At 60.9% G+C, this 20,009-nt stretch carries 19 protein-coding genes; 4 read left to right on the forward strand and 15 right to left on the reverse strand.

The genetic code is table 11. The annotated features are described in order from the left end of the window. Window positions 1-8: 8 nt before the first annotated feature. Window positions 9-362: a DUF1428 family protein gene (locus QA644_RS11835; RefSeq protein ID WP_074068992.1), complete on the reverse strand. Its 354-nt coding sequence runs from the start codon at window positions 360-362 to the stop codon at window positions 9-11. Between the two features lie 154 nt (window positions 363-516). After that, entirely contained in the window at window positions 517-1,764 is a 1,248-nt protein-coding gene (locus tag QA644_RS11840; RefSeq protein ID WP_283068594.1) for a transposase, read from the reverse strand. A gap of 66 nt (window positions 1,765-1,830) precedes the next feature. Between QA644_RS11840 and tnpA the strand changes: the two genes are divergently transcribed. The 4 genes from tnpA (at window position 1,831) to QA644_RS11860 (ending at window position 5,487) form a co-directional block, all read left to right on the forward strand. Further along, window positions 1,831-2,259, forward strand: a complete 429-nt coding sequence (tnpA, locus tag QA644_RS11845; RefSeq protein WP_283072373.1) for an IS200/IS605 family transposase — start codon at window positions 1,831-1,833, stop codon at window positions 2,257-2,259. 201 nt (window positions 2,260-2,460) lie between these two features. Next, window positions 2,461-3,459, forward strand: a complete 999-nt coding sequence (locus QA644_RS11850; RefSeq protein WP_022714285.1) for an ABC transporter substrate-binding protein — start codon at window positions 2,461-2,463, stop codon at window positions 3,457-3,459. A gap of 116 nt (window positions 3,460-3,575) precedes the next feature. After that, complete coding sequence (locus QA644_RS11855) at window positions 3,576-4,463, forward strand: proline/glycine betaine ABC transporter permease (RefSeq protein ID WP_074068994.1); 888 nt, start codon at window positions 3,576-3,578, stop codon at window positions 4,461-4,463. Beyond that, entirely contained in the window at window positions 4,456-5,487 is a 1,032-nt protein-coding gene (locus QA644_RS11860) for a glycine betaine/L-proline ABC transporter ATP-binding protein (protein WP_239598102.1), read from the forward strand. The genes QA644_RS11855 and QA644_RS11860 overlap by 8 nt, the downstream gene beginning before the upstream one ends. On the opposite strand, the gene QA644_RS11865 is transcribed toward QA644_RS11860, so the two are convergent. The 13 genes from QA644_RS11865 to dnaG all read right to left on the reverse strand — a co-directional run bounded on the left by QA644_RS11865 (window position 5,484) and on the right by dnaG (window position 19,786). Beyond that, the gene (locus tag QA644_RS11865) at window positions 5,484-5,882 is read right to left on the reverse strand and encodes a DUF427 domain-containing protein (RefSeq protein ID WP_239598100.1); all 399 of its coding nucleotides are present in this window, start codon (window positions 5,880-5,882) and stop codon (window positions 5,484-5,486) included. The genes QA644_RS11860 and QA644_RS11865 overlap by 4 nt on opposite strands. A 69-nt stretch (window positions 5,883-5,951) precedes the next feature. Beyond that, a complete protein-coding gene (locus QA644_RS11870; protein WP_194727544.1) occupies window positions 5,952-6,842 on the reverse strand; it encodes a DMT family transporter in 891 nt (296 codons plus the stop codon). A 71-nt stretch (window positions 6,843-6,913) separates the two neighbouring features. Beyond that, window positions 6,914-7,720 carry an AraC family transcriptional regulator gene (locus QA644_RS11875; protein WP_194727545.1) on the reverse strand — a complete coding sequence of 269 codons (807 nt, stop codon included), beginning with the start codon at window positions 7,718-7,720 and terminating at the stop codon, window positions 6,914-6,916. 64 nt (window positions 7,721-7,784) lie between these two features. After that, window positions 7,785-7,949 carry a hypothetical protein gene (locus QA644_RS11880; protein WP_156886433.1) on the reverse strand — a complete coding sequence of 55 codons (165 nt, stop codon included), beginning with the start codon at window positions 7,947-7,949 and terminating at the stop codon, window positions 7,785-7,787. Window positions 7,950-8,030: 81 nt separating this feature from the next. After that, window positions 8,031-9,161, reverse strand: coding sequence for a DUF930 domain-containing protein (locus QA644_RS11885; RefSeq protein WP_283068600.1), 1,131 nt, complete (start codon window positions 9,159-9,161; stop codon window positions 8,031-8,033). Between the two features lie 165 nt (window positions 9,162-9,326). Then, the gene (locus tag QA644_RS11890) at window positions 9,327-9,620 is read right to left on the reverse strand and encodes a GYD domain-containing protein (RefSeq protein ID WP_022714277.1); all 294 of its coding nucleotides are present in this window, start codon (window positions 9,618-9,620) and stop codon (window positions 9,327-9,329) included. A gap of 222 nt (window positions 9,621-9,842) precedes the next feature. Then, window positions 9,843-11,897 carry an RNA polymerase sigma factor RpoD gene (gene rpoD, locus QA644_RS11895; RefSeq protein WP_022714276.1) on the reverse strand — a complete coding sequence of 685 codons (2,055 nt, stop codon included), beginning with the start codon at window positions 11,895-11,897 and terminating at the stop codon, window positions 9,843-9,845. A 450-nt stretch (window positions 11,898-12,347) separates the two neighbouring features. Then, the gene (locus QA644_RS11900; protein ID WP_283068604.1) at window positions 12,348-12,695 is read right to left on the reverse strand and encodes a GFA family protein; all 348 of its coding nucleotides are present in this window, start codon (window positions 12,693-12,695) and stop codon (window positions 12,348-12,350) included. Between the two features lie 9 nt (window positions 12,696-12,704). Then, complete coding sequence (gene tdh, locus QA644_RS11905) at window positions 12,705-13,742, reverse strand: L-threonine 3-dehydrogenase (protein WP_283068606.1); 1,038 nt, start codon at window positions 13,740-13,742, stop codon at window positions 12,705-12,707. 170 nt (window positions 13,743-13,912) lie between these two features. Next, window positions 13,913-15,100, reverse strand: a complete 1,188-nt coding sequence (locus tag QA644_RS11910; RefSeq protein ID WP_239598089.1) for a glycine C-acetyltransferase — start codon at window positions 15,098-15,100, stop codon at window positions 13,913-13,915. Window positions 15,101-15,388: 288 nt separating this feature from the next. Then, window positions 15,389-15,850 carry a cupin domain-containing protein gene (locus QA644_RS11915; protein WP_283068608.1) on the reverse strand — a complete coding sequence of 154 codons (462 nt, stop codon included), beginning with the start codon at window positions 15,848-15,850 and terminating at the stop codon, window positions 15,389-15,391. Between the two features lie 100 nt (window positions 15,851-15,950). Next, complete coding sequence (gene recQ / locus QA644_RS11920; protein WP_283068610.1) at window positions 15,951-17,807, reverse strand: DNA helicase RecQ; 1,857 nt, start codon at window positions 17,805-17,807, stop codon at window positions 15,951-15,953. Continuing rightward, complete coding sequence (gene dnaG / locus QA644_RS11925) at window positions 17,807-19,786, reverse strand: DNA primase (RefSeq protein WP_283068611.1); 1,980 nt, start codon at window positions 19,784-19,786, stop codon at window positions 17,807-17,809. The genes recQ and dnaG overlap by 1 nt, the downstream gene beginning before the upstream one ends. Window positions 19,787-20,009: the final 223 nt, after the last annotated feature.

Below are 20,009 nucleotides of genomic sequence, written 5' to 3' on the forward strand. Positions count from 1 at the left end.
TCCCTTTTTCAAAGTTCGACGACAGTTTCGAAGCCGCCGTAGATCATTCGCTTGCCATCAAAGACCGTTTTCCATTCATCGCCCTGCAGGCGTGGATCGGACATGACCTTGGCCACTATATCGTCGCGCTCCGTCCTCGATCCATAGACGATCCAGGAAAACCCTACCACTTCGTCTTCCTTCGCCATCACCGCACGCGGAAACGAGGTGAGTTCGCCATAGGGCACGTCGTCGGCAAGGCACTCGACATATTTGAGCGCACCATGCTCCTTCCAGATCGAGCCGGCGAAATTCGCCAACTTCTTGTAAGCCTCGATATTGGCTTTCGGAACAGCCACGACGAATCCGTCGATGTAAGGCATTGTCGTTCTCCTAACTTCGTTGACGATCATAGGACGGATGGCGAGCGCGAGGCCCGACAGCATAGGTGAGAAAATATGCGTGATCCGCCGATTTCCAGCCCCGCGGCGTCCCGGTCTTGGCAAGATCAGGCAAAAAAGACGCGTTTCTTTCTGATTAACATCTTCCCCCGCTTGAAAGCGGGGGATTTCCGAAGGGGCGCGAAGCTCCGCCGATCGTTATCGCTTCAACGGAGAGCCGCTGCCCTTCCTCCACGATCATAGACGCCGTGTTCCGACGCAGGATGTTGATTGCAGCATTGTGGTCGGCATGGGCGCGCAAGCCGCATTGGCAACAGCGGAAAGACGCTTGGCTTTCGCGGCTTTCCCTGTCCACGGCGCCGCAGGCCGAACAGGTCTGCGAGGTGTGGCGGGGATCGACCTTGCACAGGTATCCGCCCCGTTCTTCGAGCTTGTCGGCCAACACGGTTTCAAAGCCGTGCCAGCCTTGTTCGAGGATCGCCCGGTTCAGGCCCGCCTTCTGGCAGACGTTGGTTCCGGGCGCGTCCACGGTTCCCCTGGCGCTGCGCGTCATGTTGCGCGTGGCGAGGTCTTCCAGCACGACCGTTGCGAAGCGACGGGCGATATCAAGACTGGCCTTGTGCCGCCAATCCTGCCGGATGCGGGCAGCACGGGCCTGCAAGGCTGCAACCCGGCGGCGGGCCTTCGCGTGGCGACGCGACCCGCGCTTGCGCCGCGCCAGAACGCGCTGGGCCCGGCGCTTCCTGCGCTCGATCTCCGCAAGGCCGGCAGGCATCCACCAATGCTCCCCGGTCGAAAGCGTCAGCGTGTTCGCCACGCCCCGGTCGATCCCCACGGCGGGCAAATCGTTTTGCGGGACGGCATGGTCGATTTCGCAGGCGAAGGCGATGTGCCAGCCGTTCGCCGCCAGGCTCACCGTCACATTCATGGTCTTGCCACGCAGGCGCCGCGTGTCGCGGAACTTCACCCAGCCGATCTTGGGAAGGCGCGCGGCGGACCACTTGCCGTTCAGGCGCTTGACCTCGATCTCCCGCCCCTGAAAGCGGAAGGCGCCGTTCACGCCCTTCTTGCGCGGTGAGGGATATCCTGCGCGCCCCGCGAAGAAGTTGGCATACGCCTTATCCAGATCGCGCAGGGCCTGCTGCTGGGGCGTCACATGCACGGCGGCAATCCAGTCGAACGCGGCCCGCAGTGCGGTCAATTCCCGCGCCTGGGCGATGTCGTTCAAGCGGTTCCCGGTCTGCCGCCGGTAATGCCGCCACCAGTCCCTGCGCTGCTCCAGCGCCAGATTATAGACCAGCCGCACAACACCCGCGAACTGCCGCAACAGGACTTCCTGTTCGGCGGTCGGAGCGAGCTTGTAGCGGAAAGCGCGGTGGATCATGTTACGATTCTATCAATTGCTCCAAGGAGCGCAACCGTGGATCGCACCGGCAGGCCTGTCGTCTACATGCTCCATGGTCATTTGGTCTTTGTCACGAAATACCGCCGTGACGTTCTGTCAGAACCGGCAATCCGCGACCTGCGGCGCATCTTCGCCAAGCTGTGTCGCGACTTCGAGGCCGAATTGATCGAATGCGACGGCGAGGACGATCATGTTCACCTGCTGGTGCATTACCCTCCGAAGATCGCCCTGTCGAAGCTGGTCAACAGCCTCAAAGGCGTATCCAGCCGACGTCTGCGCGAGAGCCGCCCGGAAATCACCGGGCGCTACCACAACGGCGTTTTGTGGTCGCCGTCCTCCTTTGCGGCAAGCTGTGGCGGCGCACCGCTCTCGGTGATCGCCGAATATGTCAAATCCCAGCGGGAAGCGGCCCAAGGCCACTCTGGCGTTCCTCCCCGGCCTGAACGCCGGGGTAACCCGCGAGGTTCACGATGATCCGCTTGGCACAATTTGCGCCCATTGGAACGATTGTTCCGATCACCTGATCAGCCATTGAAAGAAAACGTCAATGCGCCAATTTTTGACGCAAACGGAATGGCGCATGGCGCATGAAAGCATGCTCAATAGGCTTGCTGGCGGACGCGGTGCCGCAGGCGCCCGGGTTCACGTCACACCGCGACCAGAGGGAACAAGAAAATGAAAGCACTTTTGGCTTCAACCGTCCTTGCAGCTGGCCTGATCGGCCTTTCGAGCACGGCTTCGGCCGCGGAGTGTGGCAACGTCACCATCGCCAGCATGAACTGGCAATCGGCCGAAGTTGCCGCAAACCTCGACAAGATCATCCTCGAGGAAGGCTATGGATGCACCGCCGAGATCGTCAGCGGCGACACGGTTCCGACGCTCACATCAATGGCTGAAAAGGGTGAGCCGGATGTCGCACCGGAAGCCTGGGTAAGCCTCCAGCCAGAACTCGTGAAGCGCGGCCTGGAAGGCGGCAAGGTGGTCGCTGCCTCGAAAATCCTTTCGGACGGCGCGATCCAGGGCTGGTGGATCCCCAAATACATCGCCGAAGCCCATCCAGACATCAAGACGATCCCTGATCTCTTCAAACATCCCGAACTCTTCCCTGCTCCCGAAGACAAGAGCAAGGGCGCCGTCTTCAATGGCCCTCAAGGCTGGGGCGGAACGGTCGTGACCTCGCAGCTCTTCAAGGCCTATGGCGGCGACAAGGCCGGCTTCACGCTGGTTGATACCGGCTCGGCAGCCGGCCTCGACGGTTCCATCGCCAAGGCCTACGAAGGCAAACAGCCCTGGGTCGGCTACTACTGGGCCCCGACCTCGCTCCTCGGCAAATATGAGATGGTGAAACTCGGCTACGGCTCCGAATACGATGCGGCGGAATGGAAGCGCTGTACCTCGGTTGCCGATTGCCCCGATCCCAAGCCGAACGCCTGGCCGGCCGACGACGTTCAGACGCTCGTGAGCAAAACCTTTGCCGATCGCGCCGGCCCGGCCATGGACTATCTCAACAAGCGTGCCTGGACGAACGACACCGTTAACAAGCTGATTGCCTGGATGACCGACAACCAGGCTACCGGCGAAGACGGCGCCAAGCACTTCCTCAAGGAAAACGAAGCCCTGTGGAAGGAATGGGTCTCTCCGGAAGTCGCCGAGAAGATCAAGGCTTCCCTCTGATCCCTCATGATCCGCAAGCAGGCGGTGCTTGACATCCAGGCACCGCCAGCCCGATCCTTTTGCGCGACGGCCATAAGAAGAACGGGCCGCCGCCGCTTTAGCCATGGGGAACTAACATGGACTGGCTCTGGAAATTTCCGACAATGGATGCCGACACGCTGCGCGTTCTCAAGAAGAACGTGGACGAAGGCTTTCGCGCTTTTACCCGCGCTTACGGCGACAGCATCGAAGGGCTGTTCAGCCCGCTGCAAAGCTTTCTGATCTGGGCTGAAAGGCTGCTCACCGGCACGCCCTGGCCGCTGGTGATCTTGGTCGTCGCCGGCATTGCCTGGCTTGGAAGCCGCAATTGGAAGATTGTCATCGGCTGCGCCGCGACGCTTCTGCTGATCGGCTGGTTCGACATGTGGGAAGACACGATGAAGACCGTTTCGATGATCTTCGTCTGCACGCTGCTTTCGGTCGCGATCGGCATTCCGATCGGCATCGGCATGTCGCGTTCCAACCGGCTCCAGAATGCCGTCAATCCGGTGCTCGACGTCATGCAGACCATGCCGAGCTTCGTCTATCTGATCCCGGTCGTCATGCTGCTCGGCATCGGCCGCGTGCCCGGCGTCATCGCCGTCGTCATCTATGCCTTGCCGCCGATGATACGCCTCACCAATCTCGGCATCCGCATGGTCGACAAGGACGTGCTCGAAGCGGCCGACGCCTTCGGTTCATCGAGCTGGCAGAAGCTGCGCAACGTCCAGCTTCCATTGGCGTTGCCGACCATCATGGCCGGCATCAACCAGACGATCATGATGGCACTCGCCATGGTCGTCATTGCTTCGATGATTGGCGTCCAGGGCCTCGGCCAGCCGGTCCTCAAGGCCATCGCCAACCAGTACTTCACCCTCGGCGTCTTCAACGGTCTCGCCATCGTCGGCATCGCCATCATCTTTGACCGCATCAGCCAGGCCTATGGTCTCAGGCTGCAGAAGCACCGGGAAATCGTGCATGGCTAGTCAGTCGATTGAAATACGCAATCTCTACAAGATTTTCGGTCCGCGTGGCGGCGATTTCATCGAAGCCGTCACCAAGGGCATGTCGAAAACCGAGCTCAACAAGGAGCACGGGCATGTCCTCGGACTGAAGGATATCAACATCTCGATTCCCGGCGGCAGCATCACCGTCATTATGGGGCTTTCCGGTTCCGGAAAGTCGACGCTGATCCGCCACATCAACCGTCTGATCGACCCGACAGCGGGCGAAGTGCTCTATGGCAATACCGACATCTGCAAGATGAGCGAAGAGGAACTCCGCGAGTTCCGCCGCCGCAGGACGGCGATGGTGTTCCAGAAGTTCGGCCTGCTGCCGCATCGCAACGTGCTGCAGAACACCGTCTACGGACTGGAAATACAAGGCGTGCCGAAGGGCGAGCGCGAAGAGCGTGCGAATATCTGGATCAAGCGCGTCGGGCTCGACGGCTTTGCCGGGCATTATCCGAACCAGCTTTCGGGTGGCATGCAGCAGCGTGTCGGCCTTGCCCGTGCACTCACCAACGATGCCGAGATACTCTTGATGGACGAGGCCTTTTCCGCCCTCGACCCGCTGATCCGCGTCGACATGCAGAGCGTGCTGCTCGACCTGCAGAAGGAACTGAAGAAGACCATCGTTTTCATCACCCACGATCTCGACGAGGCATTGCGGCTTGGCGACAAGGTCGCCATTCTGCGCGATGGCGAGCTCATCCAGCAGGGCTCAGCCGCCGATATCGTGCTCAATCCCGCAAACGACTACATCGAGGCCTTCGTCAAGGAAGTAAACCGCAGCCGCGTCATCCCGATCGAAGCGCTGATGGAGCCGCTCAGCAATCCCGCAAGCGACACCGTGATCCGCATCCCCGGCAAATCGACCGTGGAGGAAGGTATGCGGATGATGACCGAAAGCAACGTCTCGCACGCGACCGTCACCGGCGCCGATGGCCTGCCCGCAGGCCGCGTGTCGCTGGAAGGTCTCGTGCGCTGTCTTGTCGGGACGGGACACTAAAACTCGCCGGCCTCAGGCGCCTGCAGTTCTTCGATCGAATCGACGCGATCCGGATAGAACGCCATACGGTCCTTGATTTCGCGCATCGCCGCATGCGGGTTTTCATAGGTCCAGATGGCGTTCTTCGCGCGCTCGCCGCCAGGCGTGATGCTGTAATAGGAAGCCTCGCCCTTGTAGGGGCAATAAGTAGAGTGGTCGGTGCGTTGAAGCAGCGACATGTCGACATCCTTGCGCGGAATATACTGCACCGGCGGATAGGAAGCCTCGCGCAATGTCAGCGCATCGCGCGTATCAGCGACGATCTTGCCGTCGAGCTTGACGACGACGCGCGCTGGATTGTGGTCTACGGTGATCGGATGATCAGGCCCGGGAATCTTGATCGGCTTGTCTGACATGAGCGTTCGCCTTCGAAAGATTGCACTGTCCCTACATAGGGTCGTACCCGAGGCTTCCCAAGGGGTCCGTCACGCGCGCCGCACCCGGGCAAGTGCGGAAAAGCCGAGCCCCAGAACGGCGGCGAGCACACAGGCGACGCCGAAAATCTGATGGAGGCCGACCGGCTCGCCGAGCAGCACGAAGGCAAAAATGACGGCGGAGACCGGAGCGATTGCCGTAAATAGCGAAGCCTCGCTGCCGCTGACGCGCTCTAAGCCCGCGTACCACAAGATGAAGCCGCCGACGGTGGGCACCAGCGCATAATAGACGACGGCCGAGAGCGCCGCTCCCGAAAAACCGCTCGCGGCATGGCTTTCGAAGAGAGCCGGAATGCCGGCAACGAGGAAACCGATGCCGGTCATCAGCGCCGACTGCGTGAGCGGCAGGATCTCGCTCTGCATGCGCTTGTTGAGAAGAATGAACAGCCCCTCGCAGATGACGGCGCCGAGGATCAGCGCATTGCCGGCCAGTGAGCCGCCTGCGGATGCGCCTGGTGTGACCGCGACCCAGAAGACGCCGAAAGCAGCAAGCGCGATGGCAACCAGCAGGAAGCGGTGCGGCCTTTCGCCGAGAATGAGGATCGAGATCACCGCCGAGACGACCGGCAGCGTGCCGATGATGACGCCGGCATTCGTCGCCGACGTCAGCTGCAGGCCGGAGATCAACAACGTCGTATAGCCGACGCTGCCCGCCCCTGCCTGCGTCACGAGGATGAGCCAATCGTGGCGCGACAGTTTCGGCAGCCGCGATCGGGTGAGCTGCATCAGAAGCAGGAAGAAGGGGAATGCCGCAGCGAAACGCAGTGCCGTTGCCGTAAACGGCGGAAGGCCTGATGCGATGATCTTGCTGGCGATCACCGTGCTGCCGACCGTGATCATCGCCAGCGTCAGATAGATGTAGCCCTGAAATGCTTTTGTCATGGGATTCTCCGTTTCGATGGACGAAGAAAACCGCAAAGACGAAGTAGCTTCTTGAACGAAATTGCAGGCCGTCAGGCAAGTGCCGTGGCATAGACACGCGGCGTGAGGCCGTATTTGGCAGTGAAGACGCGTGTCATGTGGCTCTGATCGGCAAAGCCGCTGGCCAAGGCGGCTTCGGCAAGCGGCGTGCCGGAAGCGATCAGGCGGCGGGCCATGTGGATGCGCGCCTGGACGAGATAGGCATGCGGCGTCATGCCGGTTGCTTTCGCAAAACCGCGCAGCACCTGAAACCGGCTAAGGCCGCTTTCCCGCGCAAGATCGGCAAGCGAGACATTGGCGAGGGGATCGCCGTCGATCAGGCTCTGCGCCTTGCGGATCGTGCCCGGCGCCATACGCGCCACGTCCGGCATCGGCTGTTCGCGCATCACATCTGCAACAACGCCGAGGAGCAGTTCTTCGCGTGCAAGGTCATCCTGCGTGGAACTGCGGGTGATTGCGGCAAAGAGGCTCGCGAAGCGTGCTGCAAGGACGCTGTTTTGAATAACGGGGCGCGGAATTTCCGAGCGCATCATCCTGCTTTCGCCGGCATCCTGCGCGAGATCGCCGATGATCGCCGGATCGAAATAGAGGATGCGCCATGACCGTCCCTCGCCGATCGGTGCGCCGTCATGGACCTCGTTCGGATTGACGGTGATGAGATCGCCGGCTTCCGCCTCGACCATGCCGCGCCCGCTCAGCGACTTCTGCGCACCGGAGACTATCAGGCCGATGCCGAATTGTTCATGCGTATGCCGTGCGAAACTGTGGCGGGTTTCCGCTTCCACGGCCTCCACCCCGGCCATCGCCGAGCGGTGCATCGTGAACTGACTTTTGGCCACGCAGCGTCTCCTTCCTGCCGGACTCTGCCAGCGGCAGGCGAAGCACGCAACGTCTTTGCCGAGATTAGTGAAGTGTTTCAGGCCGGATTTCGTCGGAGAGAATTTTCAGGGCGTCGTCGAGCGCTGCGACCAGAATATCGGTCAGCTCATCACCCTTGTTTTCGAGGAACGCCAGGCTCGCGGCCTCGTCCTGCATTTCAAAGAAGCGCTCGATCTCGTTCGACATCATCGTCCTTTCATTCACCGGAACATTCAGCGATGAAAGCAGACTAGGAGAGCTCACTTGCGCAGGGCTGGTGCGAGCCCCGTGTCAGAACTCCGGAAGATTACGGCTCCGCCACAGGCTGGGCGGGATCGGATCGCCGACATCGACGGCAAACGAGACGATCTTGGTTACGCCCTCGTCCACCTCGCAGCGGAATTGAACGTCGTACCAGCCCTCGCGCGTGCGGAAGGCACCGCGCCGGACATCGAGCACCGTACCGCGGGGCAGCGCGTAAGTGGGGACCATCACCGGATTGTAAGCGGGCGATCCGTGAACCAGTTGCTCGCGAAGCTCGGTGCTGCAAAGCTGCGCGGCCCGCCTTCCGCGCGGCATGTTGCCCATGGCGGTCCGGGCGATCGGATCATCCGTTTCGTTCTGCGAGAACAGCGTCTTTGCTTCCTTCAGCTCGGTAGGCTTTTCAGCCTTCGTCGTTTCCGTCTGGTCGATCTTGGGCTGGTCCGCAGGCTTTGCCTGTTCGAAGCCGATTTTCGCCTGGTCTCCTGCGCCAGCCGCAGGTCCGTTCTTCTGCGGGTCGATATTGGCCACATCAACCTGAGGCAGATTGACATCGTCCGGCACCGGGTTTGCCGGTGGCTGGTCCGTGGCGGGAGGCTTTGCCGCGGCCGTTTCGGCAGGCTTGGGCTCATCCGGTTTCGGCTCGTCGGGCGGCGTCACCGGTGGCTCGCCAGCCTCCGCCGAAGCATTGCCCGCTTCGGATTTGCGCGGGCCACTATCCTTGTCGCCAAATTCGAAGACGGGCCTCAGGACGGGCATTCTCTGTCCCTTCCCCTCCTTGTCGGAGGGATCGTTCCTGGCTTCGGATTTCGGCGGTTCGGACGGCTTCTCTTCCGGCTTGGCTTCCGGCGGAGGAGGTGGTGGAGGAGGAGGTGGTGGTGGGGGCGCTGGCGGTTTCTGCTCAGCCTTCTCCTCGATCTTCGGCAGTTCGGGAGGCTTTTGCTCTTTCGCCTTCTTTTCCTCGGCCTTCTTCTCCTCCGGCTTCTTTTCCTCTTCCGGCGGAGGCACGAGATCGACGTTCACCGTCTCCTCTTCCGGCGGCTGCGGCGTCTTTTCAGGCAGCTTCACAAGGAAAAACGCAACGACGGCAATATGCAGCGCGATCGAGGCTGTGACACCCCAACTGATCTCTCCCCAGCGCTTTGCGACGATCTTCTGCATGCCCGCGAATTATGCTCCGACAAGGTACGGATGTGGCCTTTTAAGAAGGCAGCATCAAGCCGCAAAACAAAAAAGTGCTTTGCCGCGCGACCGAGCTTAGGCCGCGCGGCGGATCGTCCACATCTTTTCACCTTCACGAGGCTGCGATCCGCAGGCCGATCGCCGCTAGCCGAGCGAGCCTATGATTTCGCGATAGGCAGCCTCCGGAAACGCCTTTAGCGTTTTCGTGCGAACGTTGCCGGCCGTCGCAAGCTGCAGCGTGAACCGCGCCATCACCGCGTCGTCCGGCGCCTCGCATATGGAGACCATGTCGTATTCACCCATCGTCAGAAAGAAATCCTTGAAGGAGCCGCCCATCTCGCCGAGCGCCTTCTTTGCCGCGTCCAGCCTTTTTGCCGAGTCGCGTGCACTGCGAACGCCTTGATCCGTCCAGTTGATAAGCATGACGTAAGTGGTCATTGCACACCTCCCTACGGAGGGTTTTGGTCCACGCAGGTATGTGGCGACCTTCGCTCACGCGCTGCGGCCGGTCCCGTCCCCCGTATCATCCGGATTATACCATTGAGCCGCGCGGAAAGCGACGGAATGTCTGGAAACCCAAAAAGAAAGAGCCGGGACGAACCCGGCTCTTCGATCATCAATCAGTCAACCGCAAGGCTGTCATCGCAGCCGGTACGGCTCTTAGCTGTCCAGGAAGCTGCGGAGCTTTCTGGAGCGGCTCGGATGCTTGAGCTTGCGCAGCGCCTTCGCCTCGATCTGGCGGATACGTTCGCGGGTAACCGAGAACTGCTGGCCGACTTCCTCGAGCGTATGGTCCGTGTTCATGCCAATGCCGAAGCGCATGCGCAGCACGCGTTCCTCGCGCGGCGTGAGCGAGGCGAGAACACGCGTCGTCGTCTCGCGCAGGTTCGCCTGGATGGCGGCGTCGATCGGCAGCAGCGCGTTCTTGTCTTCGATGAAATCGCCGAGGTGCGAATCTTCCTCGTCACCCACGGGGGTTTCGAGCGAGATCGGCTCCTTGGCGATCTTCAGGACCTTGCGGACCTTTTCGAGCGGCATGGCGAGCTTTTCGGCCAGTTCCTCCGGCGTCGGCTCGCGGCCGATTTCGTGCAGCATCTGGCGGGACGTGCGGACGATCTTGTTGATCGTCTCGATCATGTGCACCGGAATGCGGATCGTGCGCGCCTGGTCGGCGATCGAGCGGGTGATCGCCTGGCGGATCCACCATGTCGCATAGGTAGAGAACTTATAGCCGCGGCGGTATTCGAACTTGTCGACCGCCTTCATCAGGCCGATATTGCCTTCCTGAATGAGGTCGAGGAACTGCAGGCCGCGGTTGGTGTACTTCTTGGCGATGGAGATGACGAGGCGAAGATTCGCTTCGACCATTTCCTTCTTGGCGATGCGCGCTTCGCGCTCGCCCTTCTGCACCATGTGCACGATGCGGCGGAATTCCGAAATCGAGATGCCGGTTTCCGTGGCGAGGTTCTGGATCTCCTGGCGGATGTCACGGATCGTCGTGTTCTCGCCCTTGGCGAACTCCTTCCAGCCGCGCGCAGCCAGATTGCCGATCGACTTCATCCAGTTCGGATCGAGCTCGGCACCCTGATACTGCTCCAGGAACGAGTCGCGCTTGACGCCGTAGGATTCAGCCAGACGCAGCAGGCGGCCTTCGTTCTGAACGAGGCGCTTGTTGATGTCGTAAAGCTGCTCGACCAGAGCCTCGATGCGGTTCTGGTTGAGTGACAGCGACTTGACGGCCTTGATCAGCTCGTCCTTGAGTTCCTTGTAGCGGCGCTCTTGGGCAGAAGACAGCGTGCCGGTCGCGGCAAGGCGCTGCTCGACCTGCTGGTCCTGCAGCTTGCGCAGCTTCTTGTAGGTCTCGGCGATGAGGTCGAGCGTCTCCATGACCTGCGGCCGCAGCTCTGCTTCCATGGCTGCGAGCGAGAGGTTGGATTCGTCTTCGTCCTCTTCCTCTTCTTCCACGGGCATGCCTTCGCCGCCGACATCGGTGATGTCGTCGTCGCCGGAACGCATGCGGCGGGTCTTTTCCTTCTCTTCGGCGGCCTTGCGGTCAGCCTCGATCTTTTCAGGGCTCTGGAACTGCGGGGCGGCCTTGGCTTCCGGACCGGAATAGGTCGTTTCGAGATCGATGATCTCGCGAAGCAGGGTCGTGCCCTCGTTCAGTTCGTCGCGCCAGATGATGAGCGCCTGGAAGGTGAGCGGGCTTTCACAGAGCCCGGCGATCATGGTTTCGCGGCCGGCCTCGATGCGCTTCGCGATGGCAATTTCGCCTTCGCGCGACAGGAGCTCGACGGAACCCATCTCGCGCAGATACATGCGCACCGGATCGTCGGTACGATCGGTCGGCTCCTTCTTCTTTGCCGTTGCAAGCGCGGTGCCGCCGGAAGGCGCGAGTTCGCCGCCTTCGCTCTCGTCATCGCCGCCCGCGTCGTCGTCGTCACCGCCGCTCTGGCCTGCCTCTTCGGCTTCTTCGTCTTCGATGACATTGATGCCCATATCGGACAACATCGCCATCGTGTCTTCGATCTGCTCGGACGTCACTTCCTCGGACGGAAGAACGGCATTCAGCTCGTCCATCGTCACGTAGCCGCGCTTCTTCGCGGCCTTGATCATTTTCTTGACCGCGTCATCGGAAAGATCGAGAAGAGGGCCGTCGGATGCGCCGTCGCGTTCGACTTCCGCTTCTTCGTTCTCTTTGACCTTGGTTACCATTTATATCGTCGCCTTCCTGACGCTATTCAAACTCGCTGCGGTGAACGGCCCTCGAAGCCTGAGTGCGCAAACCCAAGCCTCGAATCACCTTACCCACCTAACGGGATGACCTTTAATGCCCTATTAACCACGATCGCTGATGCCGGACGACAGAGCTTTAGTGCTTCGAAATTTCCGGCCATGGTTATGTGCGATCCGCCTCGACCCAGTTCACCGCTTATCAAGTCGAACGGTGATTCCCACAATTTTTGTTCGCGTCAAGCTTTTCCACTAAAAAAGCCGTCGAAAACACGGAAAAAGCCTTATCCACAGGCTGGGAACCGCTCAAGCGATTGCTTCGCTTAGATAGGATGTCACCGCAAGAAGACAAGGGGAGCAAGAATTCTTGCCACGGCAACGAGAGATCTTCCTGGTTTTTAGCTGCCGTTGCAGGATATCCGCCGCCCATCGCTATCGGAACGCACCATCGTAAGGCATGATTTCCAGAGAACCGAGATCGATCACGGGAATACAGCGCAGGTTGACCAATGCCATGGGATCGCCGTTCGGAAGAACGCCTTCGCCGTAGGGTGCAATACCGCAGTCGCTGCAGAAGCGATGTTTGATGACATGGTTGTTGAAAGTATAGGTCGACTTGTTTTCTTCCGGCGTCTGCAGCTTTAGCTTGTCGCGCGGTACGAAAGCAAGCAGGCCGCCCCGCCGGCGGCAGAGCGAGCAATTGCAATCGATCGCCGTCTTGAAGTCTCCGTCCACCTCGAATGCGATCTTGCCGCAATGGCAGCTTCCCTGGTAGATCATCGTTTTCCCCTAGTTCCAATCCATCACGACCTTGCCGGAATTGCCTGAGCGCATCGCCTCGAAGCCGTCCCGGAATTCGTCGATCTTGATACGGTGCGTGATGACCGGCGACAGATCGAGCCCGCCTTGCACGAAGGCGATCATCTTGTACCAGGTCTCGAACATCTCGCGACCGTAGATGCCTTTGAGGTTCAGCATCTTGAAGATGACCTTGTTCCAGTCGATCTCGAAACCAGCCGGCGCGATGCCGAGGATTGCGATCTTGCCGCCATTGTTCATCTTGTCGATCATGTCGCGGAAGGCGGGTGCTGCACCCGACATTTCCAGGCCGACGTCAAAACCCTCCGTCATGCCGATCGCCTTCATGACATCGGCAAGGTTCTCCTTCGACGCATCGACGACGTAGTCGATGCCGAGTCTGCGCGCCAAATCCAGCCGGTGCGGGTTGATGTCGGTGATGACGACTTTGCGGGCGCCGGAACGTTTGGCGACGAGCGCGCCCATGATGCCGATCGGGCCTGCACCGGTGACGAGTACGTCCTCGCCGACGAGATCGAAAGAAAGTGCTGTATGAACCGCATTGCCGAAAGGATCGAAGATCGCGGCGATCTCGTCCGGGATGTCGTCCGGGATCGGCACAACATTGGCTTCCGGAATGCAAACGAACTCGCCGAAGGAGCCGGGACGGTTGACGCCGACGCCAAGCGTGTTGCGGCAAAGGTGCCCCCTGCCGGCGCGGCAGTTGCGGCACTTGCCGCAGACAATATGGCCCTCGCCGGAGACCCGCTCGCCGACATGGTATCTGGTGACGGCGGAACCGATCTCGGCGATCTCGCCGCAGAACTCATGACCGACGACCATCGGCACCGGAATGGTCTTCTGCGCCCACTGGTCCCAGTTCCAGATATGGACATCCGTACCGCAGATCGCCGACTTCTTGACGTGGATCAGAACGTCGTTCGGCCCGACCTCGGGAACCGGGACGTTTTCCATCCAGAGCCCGACTTCCGGTTTCGACTTGACCAGCGCCTTCATCATATTCGACATTCGAGGTTTCCCGTCTTGTAGTGCCCAGCTTCGCTGTTTGCCTTCTCCCCTCGGGGAGCACGGCACACCGTTAATTGCTCTTCTTCCATTCAGAGCGTCGCTGACGCTTCGGCCCCTCATCTGTCCTTTTGCATCTTCTCCCCGCCGGGGAGAAGATGGAGCAAGTGGCGTCAAATGACGCCCAGTTCCCTGCCAGCTTCCGCGAAAGCCGCAACCACGCGCTCGACATCCGCCCTGGAATGCGCCGCCGACATCTGCGTGCGGATGCGCGCCTGGCCCTTAGGCACGACCGGGAACGAAAAGCCGATCACGTAGACACCTTTCTTCAGCATCAGCGCCGCCATGTCCTGTGCGAGCTTGGCATCGCCGAGCATCACGGGAATGATCGGATGCCCCTCGCCCGCCAGCGTGAAACCGAGCTTGGTCATCTCCGCGCGGAAGAGCGCAGCATTCGCTGAAAGTTTTTCGCGCAATGCGTTGCCGTTCTCGATCAGATCAAAGACCTTAAGCGAGGCGGCGGCAATGACCGGTGCAAGCGTATTGGAAAAGAGATAGGGCCGCGAGCGCTGCCGCAGCCATTCGACGATCTCGGCCTTCGCCGAAGTATAACCTCCCGAAGCACCGCCGAGTGCCTTTCCGAGCGTGCCGGTGATGATATCGACACGGCCTTCGACGCCGCAATGTTCCGGCGAACCACGGCCATGCCTGCCGACGAAGCCGACGGCATGGCTGTCGTCCACCATGACCATGGCGCCGTATTTCTCCGCGAGATCGCAGACACCTTGCAGGTTGGCGATGATGCCGTCCATCGAGAACACACCATCGGTCGCGATCATCTTGAAGCGGCTGCCTTCGGCCTTCTTCAACTCTTCTTCCAGCGCCTTCATGTCGTTGTTGGCATAGCGGAAACGCTTGGCTTTGGAGAGCCGCACGCCGTCGATGATCGAGGCATGGTTCAGCGCATCGGAGATGATCGCATCCTCCTCGCCAAGCAGCGTCTCGAACAAACCGCCATTGGCATCGAAACAGGAGGAATAAAGCAGCGTGTCCTCCATGCCGAGGAACGACGAAATGCGGGATTCGAGTTGCTTGTGCTCCTCTTGCGTGCCGCAGATGAAGCGGACGGAGGCCATGCCGTATCCATAACGGTCGAGTGCCTTTTTACCCGCCTCGGCCAGCTCGTCGTTATCCGCAAGGCCAAGATAGTTGTTGGCGCAGAAGTTCAGCACGCGCTCGCCGGAGGCGATGGCGATTTCGCCGGCTTGCTTCGAGGTAATGACGCGCTCGGACTTGTAAAGGCCGGCATCCTTGAGCGCGGAGAGTTCGCCGCGCAGATGGGAGATGAATTGCGAGGTCATTGACGGTCTTTCTTCCGATGCTTCCGACTGTCGCCGAGTTAGCATATTGCCATCGGCTTGTCTTGTTCAGCGCTGAACCGAAACCAGCAGGAAGCAGCCTTCCGCAGCACGATGGAGCTGCCACGCACAACACCGCCCTTGATTTCGCCGATTGACCTCGCTCGGAATTGCCTCCTTCGTCAACGGCCATGTCCTGACCGTCGATTGCGGCATGACCGTCAGGATGTGAAAACTGCCCTTGCGGCTAGCTTCACCCGGTGGATGGACTGCAAGATGCCGATCTTGATCCTAGAGTTCGGCTTCCATTTCGACATCAACAAGTCCGAAACGCTTCTGAACGGGAAGGATGGCCTCCGGCGTGTTGGCGCCGGTGCGTTCAAGTTCCATGAAGAAATGTTCGAAACCACCGGGCGTTACGACGGCCATCATGCGCCCTGTCGCATCGCTGATGTTTTTCCACGCATGCGGCACGTTCGGCGGCAGAACAACAGTGGTGCCCAAAGGCGCATCGATCACCTCGTTGCCGCACCAGAAACGATAGGCTCCGGCAATCACGCGGAAAACCTCGGTCTCCCGCGTATGCATGTGCGGCGCCGGTCCTGTTCCGGGCGCCGAAAATGTCTCCCACATGCCGAGCACGCCACCGGTTTCTTCTGCGGTCGCATGAATAAAGACCTGCCCGTCATGCAGATGTCTAGCAATCCGCTCACGCCCGGGCAACGAAACCACCGCTCTGTTGAAAATTGTCATTGAAGCTCCCCCGGACTTTAGGGGAAACATATCAGAGGTCTGGCACGCAGAACATCACCCGATTGCATTAGACAGGCCCTTGCAACCGCCCCATTCCGGTCTAGTCGTCGTTTGCCAGAATGACGTCCAGAAACGCATCGCCATAGCGCTCAAGCTTCGATTGCCCTACGCCCGAGATGTTCAGCAGCTCCTTCCGGCTCCTTGGCCGCTCGGTGGCGAAGGCGATCAGCGTCGTGTCGGGGAAGACGACATAGGGCGGAACGCCGAGGGATTTGGCGATCGAGGTACGTTCGGCCCGAAGCGCTTCGAAGAGAAGGCCGTCGGCGCCGGAAAGGCCGGAGCGGCGCTCGCTACGTTCGGCTTTTTTGGTGCGGCGTTCCGAGGCCGGGCGATCCTTGCGGAAGAAGACCTGGCGTTCATGCTTGAACACGGCACGGGCATCCGGCTCCAGCTTCATCGCGCCATAGGCCTCATGATCGATGCGGATCAGACCCATGGCAAGAAGCTGGCGGAAGACGGATTGCCAGATGCGGGCCGGGGTATCCTTGCCGGCGCCGAAGACCGGCATGTCCACATGGCCGAAGCGCTCGGTCTTTTCATTGTTATTGCCGAGAAGCACATCGATCACATGGCCGGTGCCAAAACGCTCGCCGGTGCGATAGACGGCGGCAAGCGCCTTGATCGCCGCTTCCGTCCCATCCCAGGTTTCAACAGGCTTCAGGCAGGTATCGCAGTTGCCGCACTTGCCGGCATGCGCCTCGCCGAAATGCCCAAGGATCGCCTGGCGGCGGCAGGAAGCCGTTTCGCAGATGGCGAGCAGCGCGTTGAGCTTGCCGCGTTCGATGCGTTTGATCTCATCGGCCGCATTGCCCTCGTCGATCATGCGGCGGCGCTGGATGGCGTCGGACATGCCATAGGCCATCCAGACCTCCGACGGCAGGCCGTCGCGCCCAGCACGGCCGGTTTCCTGGTAATAGGCCTCGATGGAGCCCGGCAGGTCGAGATGGGCGACATAACGCACATTCGGCTTGTCGATGCCCATGCCGAAGGCGACTGTGGCGACGAGGCAAAGCTCTTCCTCTTTCAGGAACGCATCCTGATTGGCATCGCGCAGCGACCGGTCCATGCCGGCATGATAGGGAAGCGCGCGGATGCCCTGGGTGTTCAGCCAATCTGCCGTGTCTTCGACCTTGGCACGCGACAGGCAGTAGATGATGCCGCTATTGCCCTTGTGCCTCGAGAGGAACCGCAGGAGCTGCTGGCGCGGCTGATCGCGCTCAACGATTTCGTAGCAAATGTTCGGCCGGTCGAAGCTGGTGGTGAAAACCTTGGCGTTGTTCAGCGCCAGCCGTTCGATGATGTCGTCGCGGGTGTGCGGATCGGCAGTCGCCGTCAATGCAATGCGCGGCACGCCCGGATAGTGTTCTGCAAGCCTGCCGAGTTCGCGATATTCCGGACGGAAGTCATGCCCCCATTGCGAGACGCAGTGCGCTTCGTCGATCGCAAAGAGGGCGATCTTCGCACTGCCGATCGTCTCTCTGAAGCCGTCCATGAGGATCCGCTCCGGCGTGACATAAAGAAGATCGAGCTGACCCGCCGAGAGTGCCCGGCGGACATCGACGAATTCCTCGCGGGTGAGCGACGAGTTGATCGCTGCAGCGCGGATGCCGAGCTGCTTCATCGCCTCCACCTGATCGCGCATCAGGGCAATCAGCGGCGAAACGACGATGCCGACGCCGTCGCGGCAGAGCGCCGGGATCTGGAAGCAGAGCGATTTGCCGGCGCCCGTCGGAAAGAGCACCACTGCATCGCCGCCTGCCACGAGCTGATCGATCACTTGCTGTTGCTTGCCGCGAAACGCGGGATAGCCGTAGACGCGCTTCAGGATAACGAGCGGGTCCCGGCCGTTGCCGAAGAGCGCACCTGCGGCCGAAAATGCCATGTCGCCGCCGTCCATCAATGGCTAGCCGCGCCCTTCACGCGGCCGGAAAGCACGCCGAAACCATCGATGATGGCTTCCTGGTTCTCCAGCCGGAGGCCTTCGAAATGAACTTCCTGCAGGGCGCGCATCAACTGGTCGATGACATCGCCGTCTCCGGCCTCTGTTGCCTCTGCGATCTCGCGTTCGAGCTCGATCTTCTGCCAGCGCAGCGCCTTGGCGCGCTTGTGGAAGGCAAGCGCCTGGCGGTAGCCCTCGCGGGCATCCTCCATGGCCGCCTCCTCCGTCGCGATCCAGAGGCGCGCGTTGCGAATCTGCTGCTCCAGGCTCTTAAGGAGCGCGCCGAAACCCTGCTCCTCCAGCCGCTCGATCAGGTATTCGCGCGTCAGATGCGGCCCCGCGACGGCCGCCGCAGCACCGAGCACACCTGACCATAGTCGCTGAAGCTCGCGGTTGTCGTAATCGATCGAGGCGATTTCGTCATACTCGTCCTGCATCAAGGCGGGATGATTGACGATGGTGAGCGCCAGCACGCTTTCGCGCAACGCCGGAATTTCCTGATGCCCGCGCACGAGACCCGAACGCGCAAGGCGCTCGGAAACGCCGCCGCCGGAGATGCGCGCGCCGCGCGCCTCCTGCCCGCCGCGTCCGCCGGGCCGGCCGCCGCGATCGAAGCTTCGGCGCTCGCCACGGTTTTGGAATTGCGGCTGAAAGAATGCGTTGAGCCGGTCCCGGATGTCCTGCTGATAGTGGCGGCGGACATTTTCGTCGACGATGACGGCGACCATCTGCTTCAGTCGGGCTTCGAGTTCGGCGCGCGCCTCCGGCGTATCGAATTTGCCCGCGTTGATCTCCCGGCTCCAGAGCATCTCGGCGAGCGGCTTTGCCTGGCTCATCACCTTGTCGAAAGGCGCACGGCCATCATGGCGCACGAGGTCATCCGGGTCCTTGCCATCTGGCAGCAGCGCAAAACGCACGGTTCGGCCGGGCTTCAGATGCGGCAGCGCCAAATCTGCGGCACGGTTTGCGGCGCGGATGCCGGCGCCATCGCCATCGAAGCAGAGCACCGGCTGCGGTGTCATTTTCCAAAGCAGTTCGAGCTGGTTCTCCGTAAGAGCCGTACCGAGCGGCGCAACGGCATTCTCGACGCCGGCCTGATGCAACGCGATGACGTCCATATAACCTTCGACGGCGATGATGGTGCCGGCGCCGTCTGCGCCTTGGATCGCTCGCCGGGCGCGCGCGAAATTGTAGAGCACATTGCCTTTGTGGAAGAGCTCGGTCTCGTTGGAATTGAGATATTTCGCTGGCGCATCCGGCGACATGGCGCGGCCGCCGAAAGCGATCACCTTCTCCCGCGACGAGAGGATGGGAAACATGATGCGGTCGCGGAAGCGATCGTAGCTGACCGGCACGTCGGGACCATGGACCACAAGACCGCAGGCTTCGATCTGCTCCTTGGCAACGCCCTTGCCCGCCAGAAACTCCTTGAGCGCATTGCGGCTGTCCGGCGCAAAGCCGAGGCGGAAGGTGTCGATTGTCCGGCCCGTCAGTCCGCGATCGCGCAGGTATGCCCGCCCCCGCGCGCCGTTCGCCGTCTGCAGTTGGTCCTGGAAGAACTGCGTCGCCAGTTCCATGACGTCCTGAAGCGAGCCGCGCTCCTTCTCGCGCTTTTCCATGACAGGATCGGCGATCGGCATGGCGACACCCGCCATATCGGCGATCTGCTGAACGGCTTCGGGGAAACTCAGGCCCTCAAGCTCGGTCAGGAAGCGGAAATGGTCGCCAGTGACGCCGCAGCCGAAGCAGTGATAGCGGCCCTTGCGGTCCTCGCAGTGAAAGCTCGGCGACTTCTCGCCGTGGAACGGGCAGCAGGCCCAGTAATCGCCGCGCGAAACATTGGTCTTGCGCTTGTCCCAGCTCACGCGACGGCCGATCACATCCGAAATCTGGACGCGGTCGCGTATCTCATCGAGAAAGGAATTGGAAAAGCGCATATGAAACCTCTTGGCGAACCATCATATACGCAGGTTTGGCGGAACCTGCCATGAACTTCGGCGGAAAGACGCGCTATTCACAGGCTTGACGCCCTCGAGTTTGCATAGACGACGACGCATGCGGTGCCTAGAAGCAATTGAACTTTTAGGTGCAACATGGAGCCTGTTCACAAGCAGTTCTCGTCCTTCGAATGGGACGAAAACAAGCGGCAAGCAGATATCC

The organism is Rhizobium sp. CC1099 (genome assembly GCF_029714385.1).
In the GTDB taxonomy this organism is placed as follows: domain Bacteria; phylum Pseudomonadota; class Alphaproteobacteria; order Rhizobiales; family Rhizobiaceae; genus Rhizobium.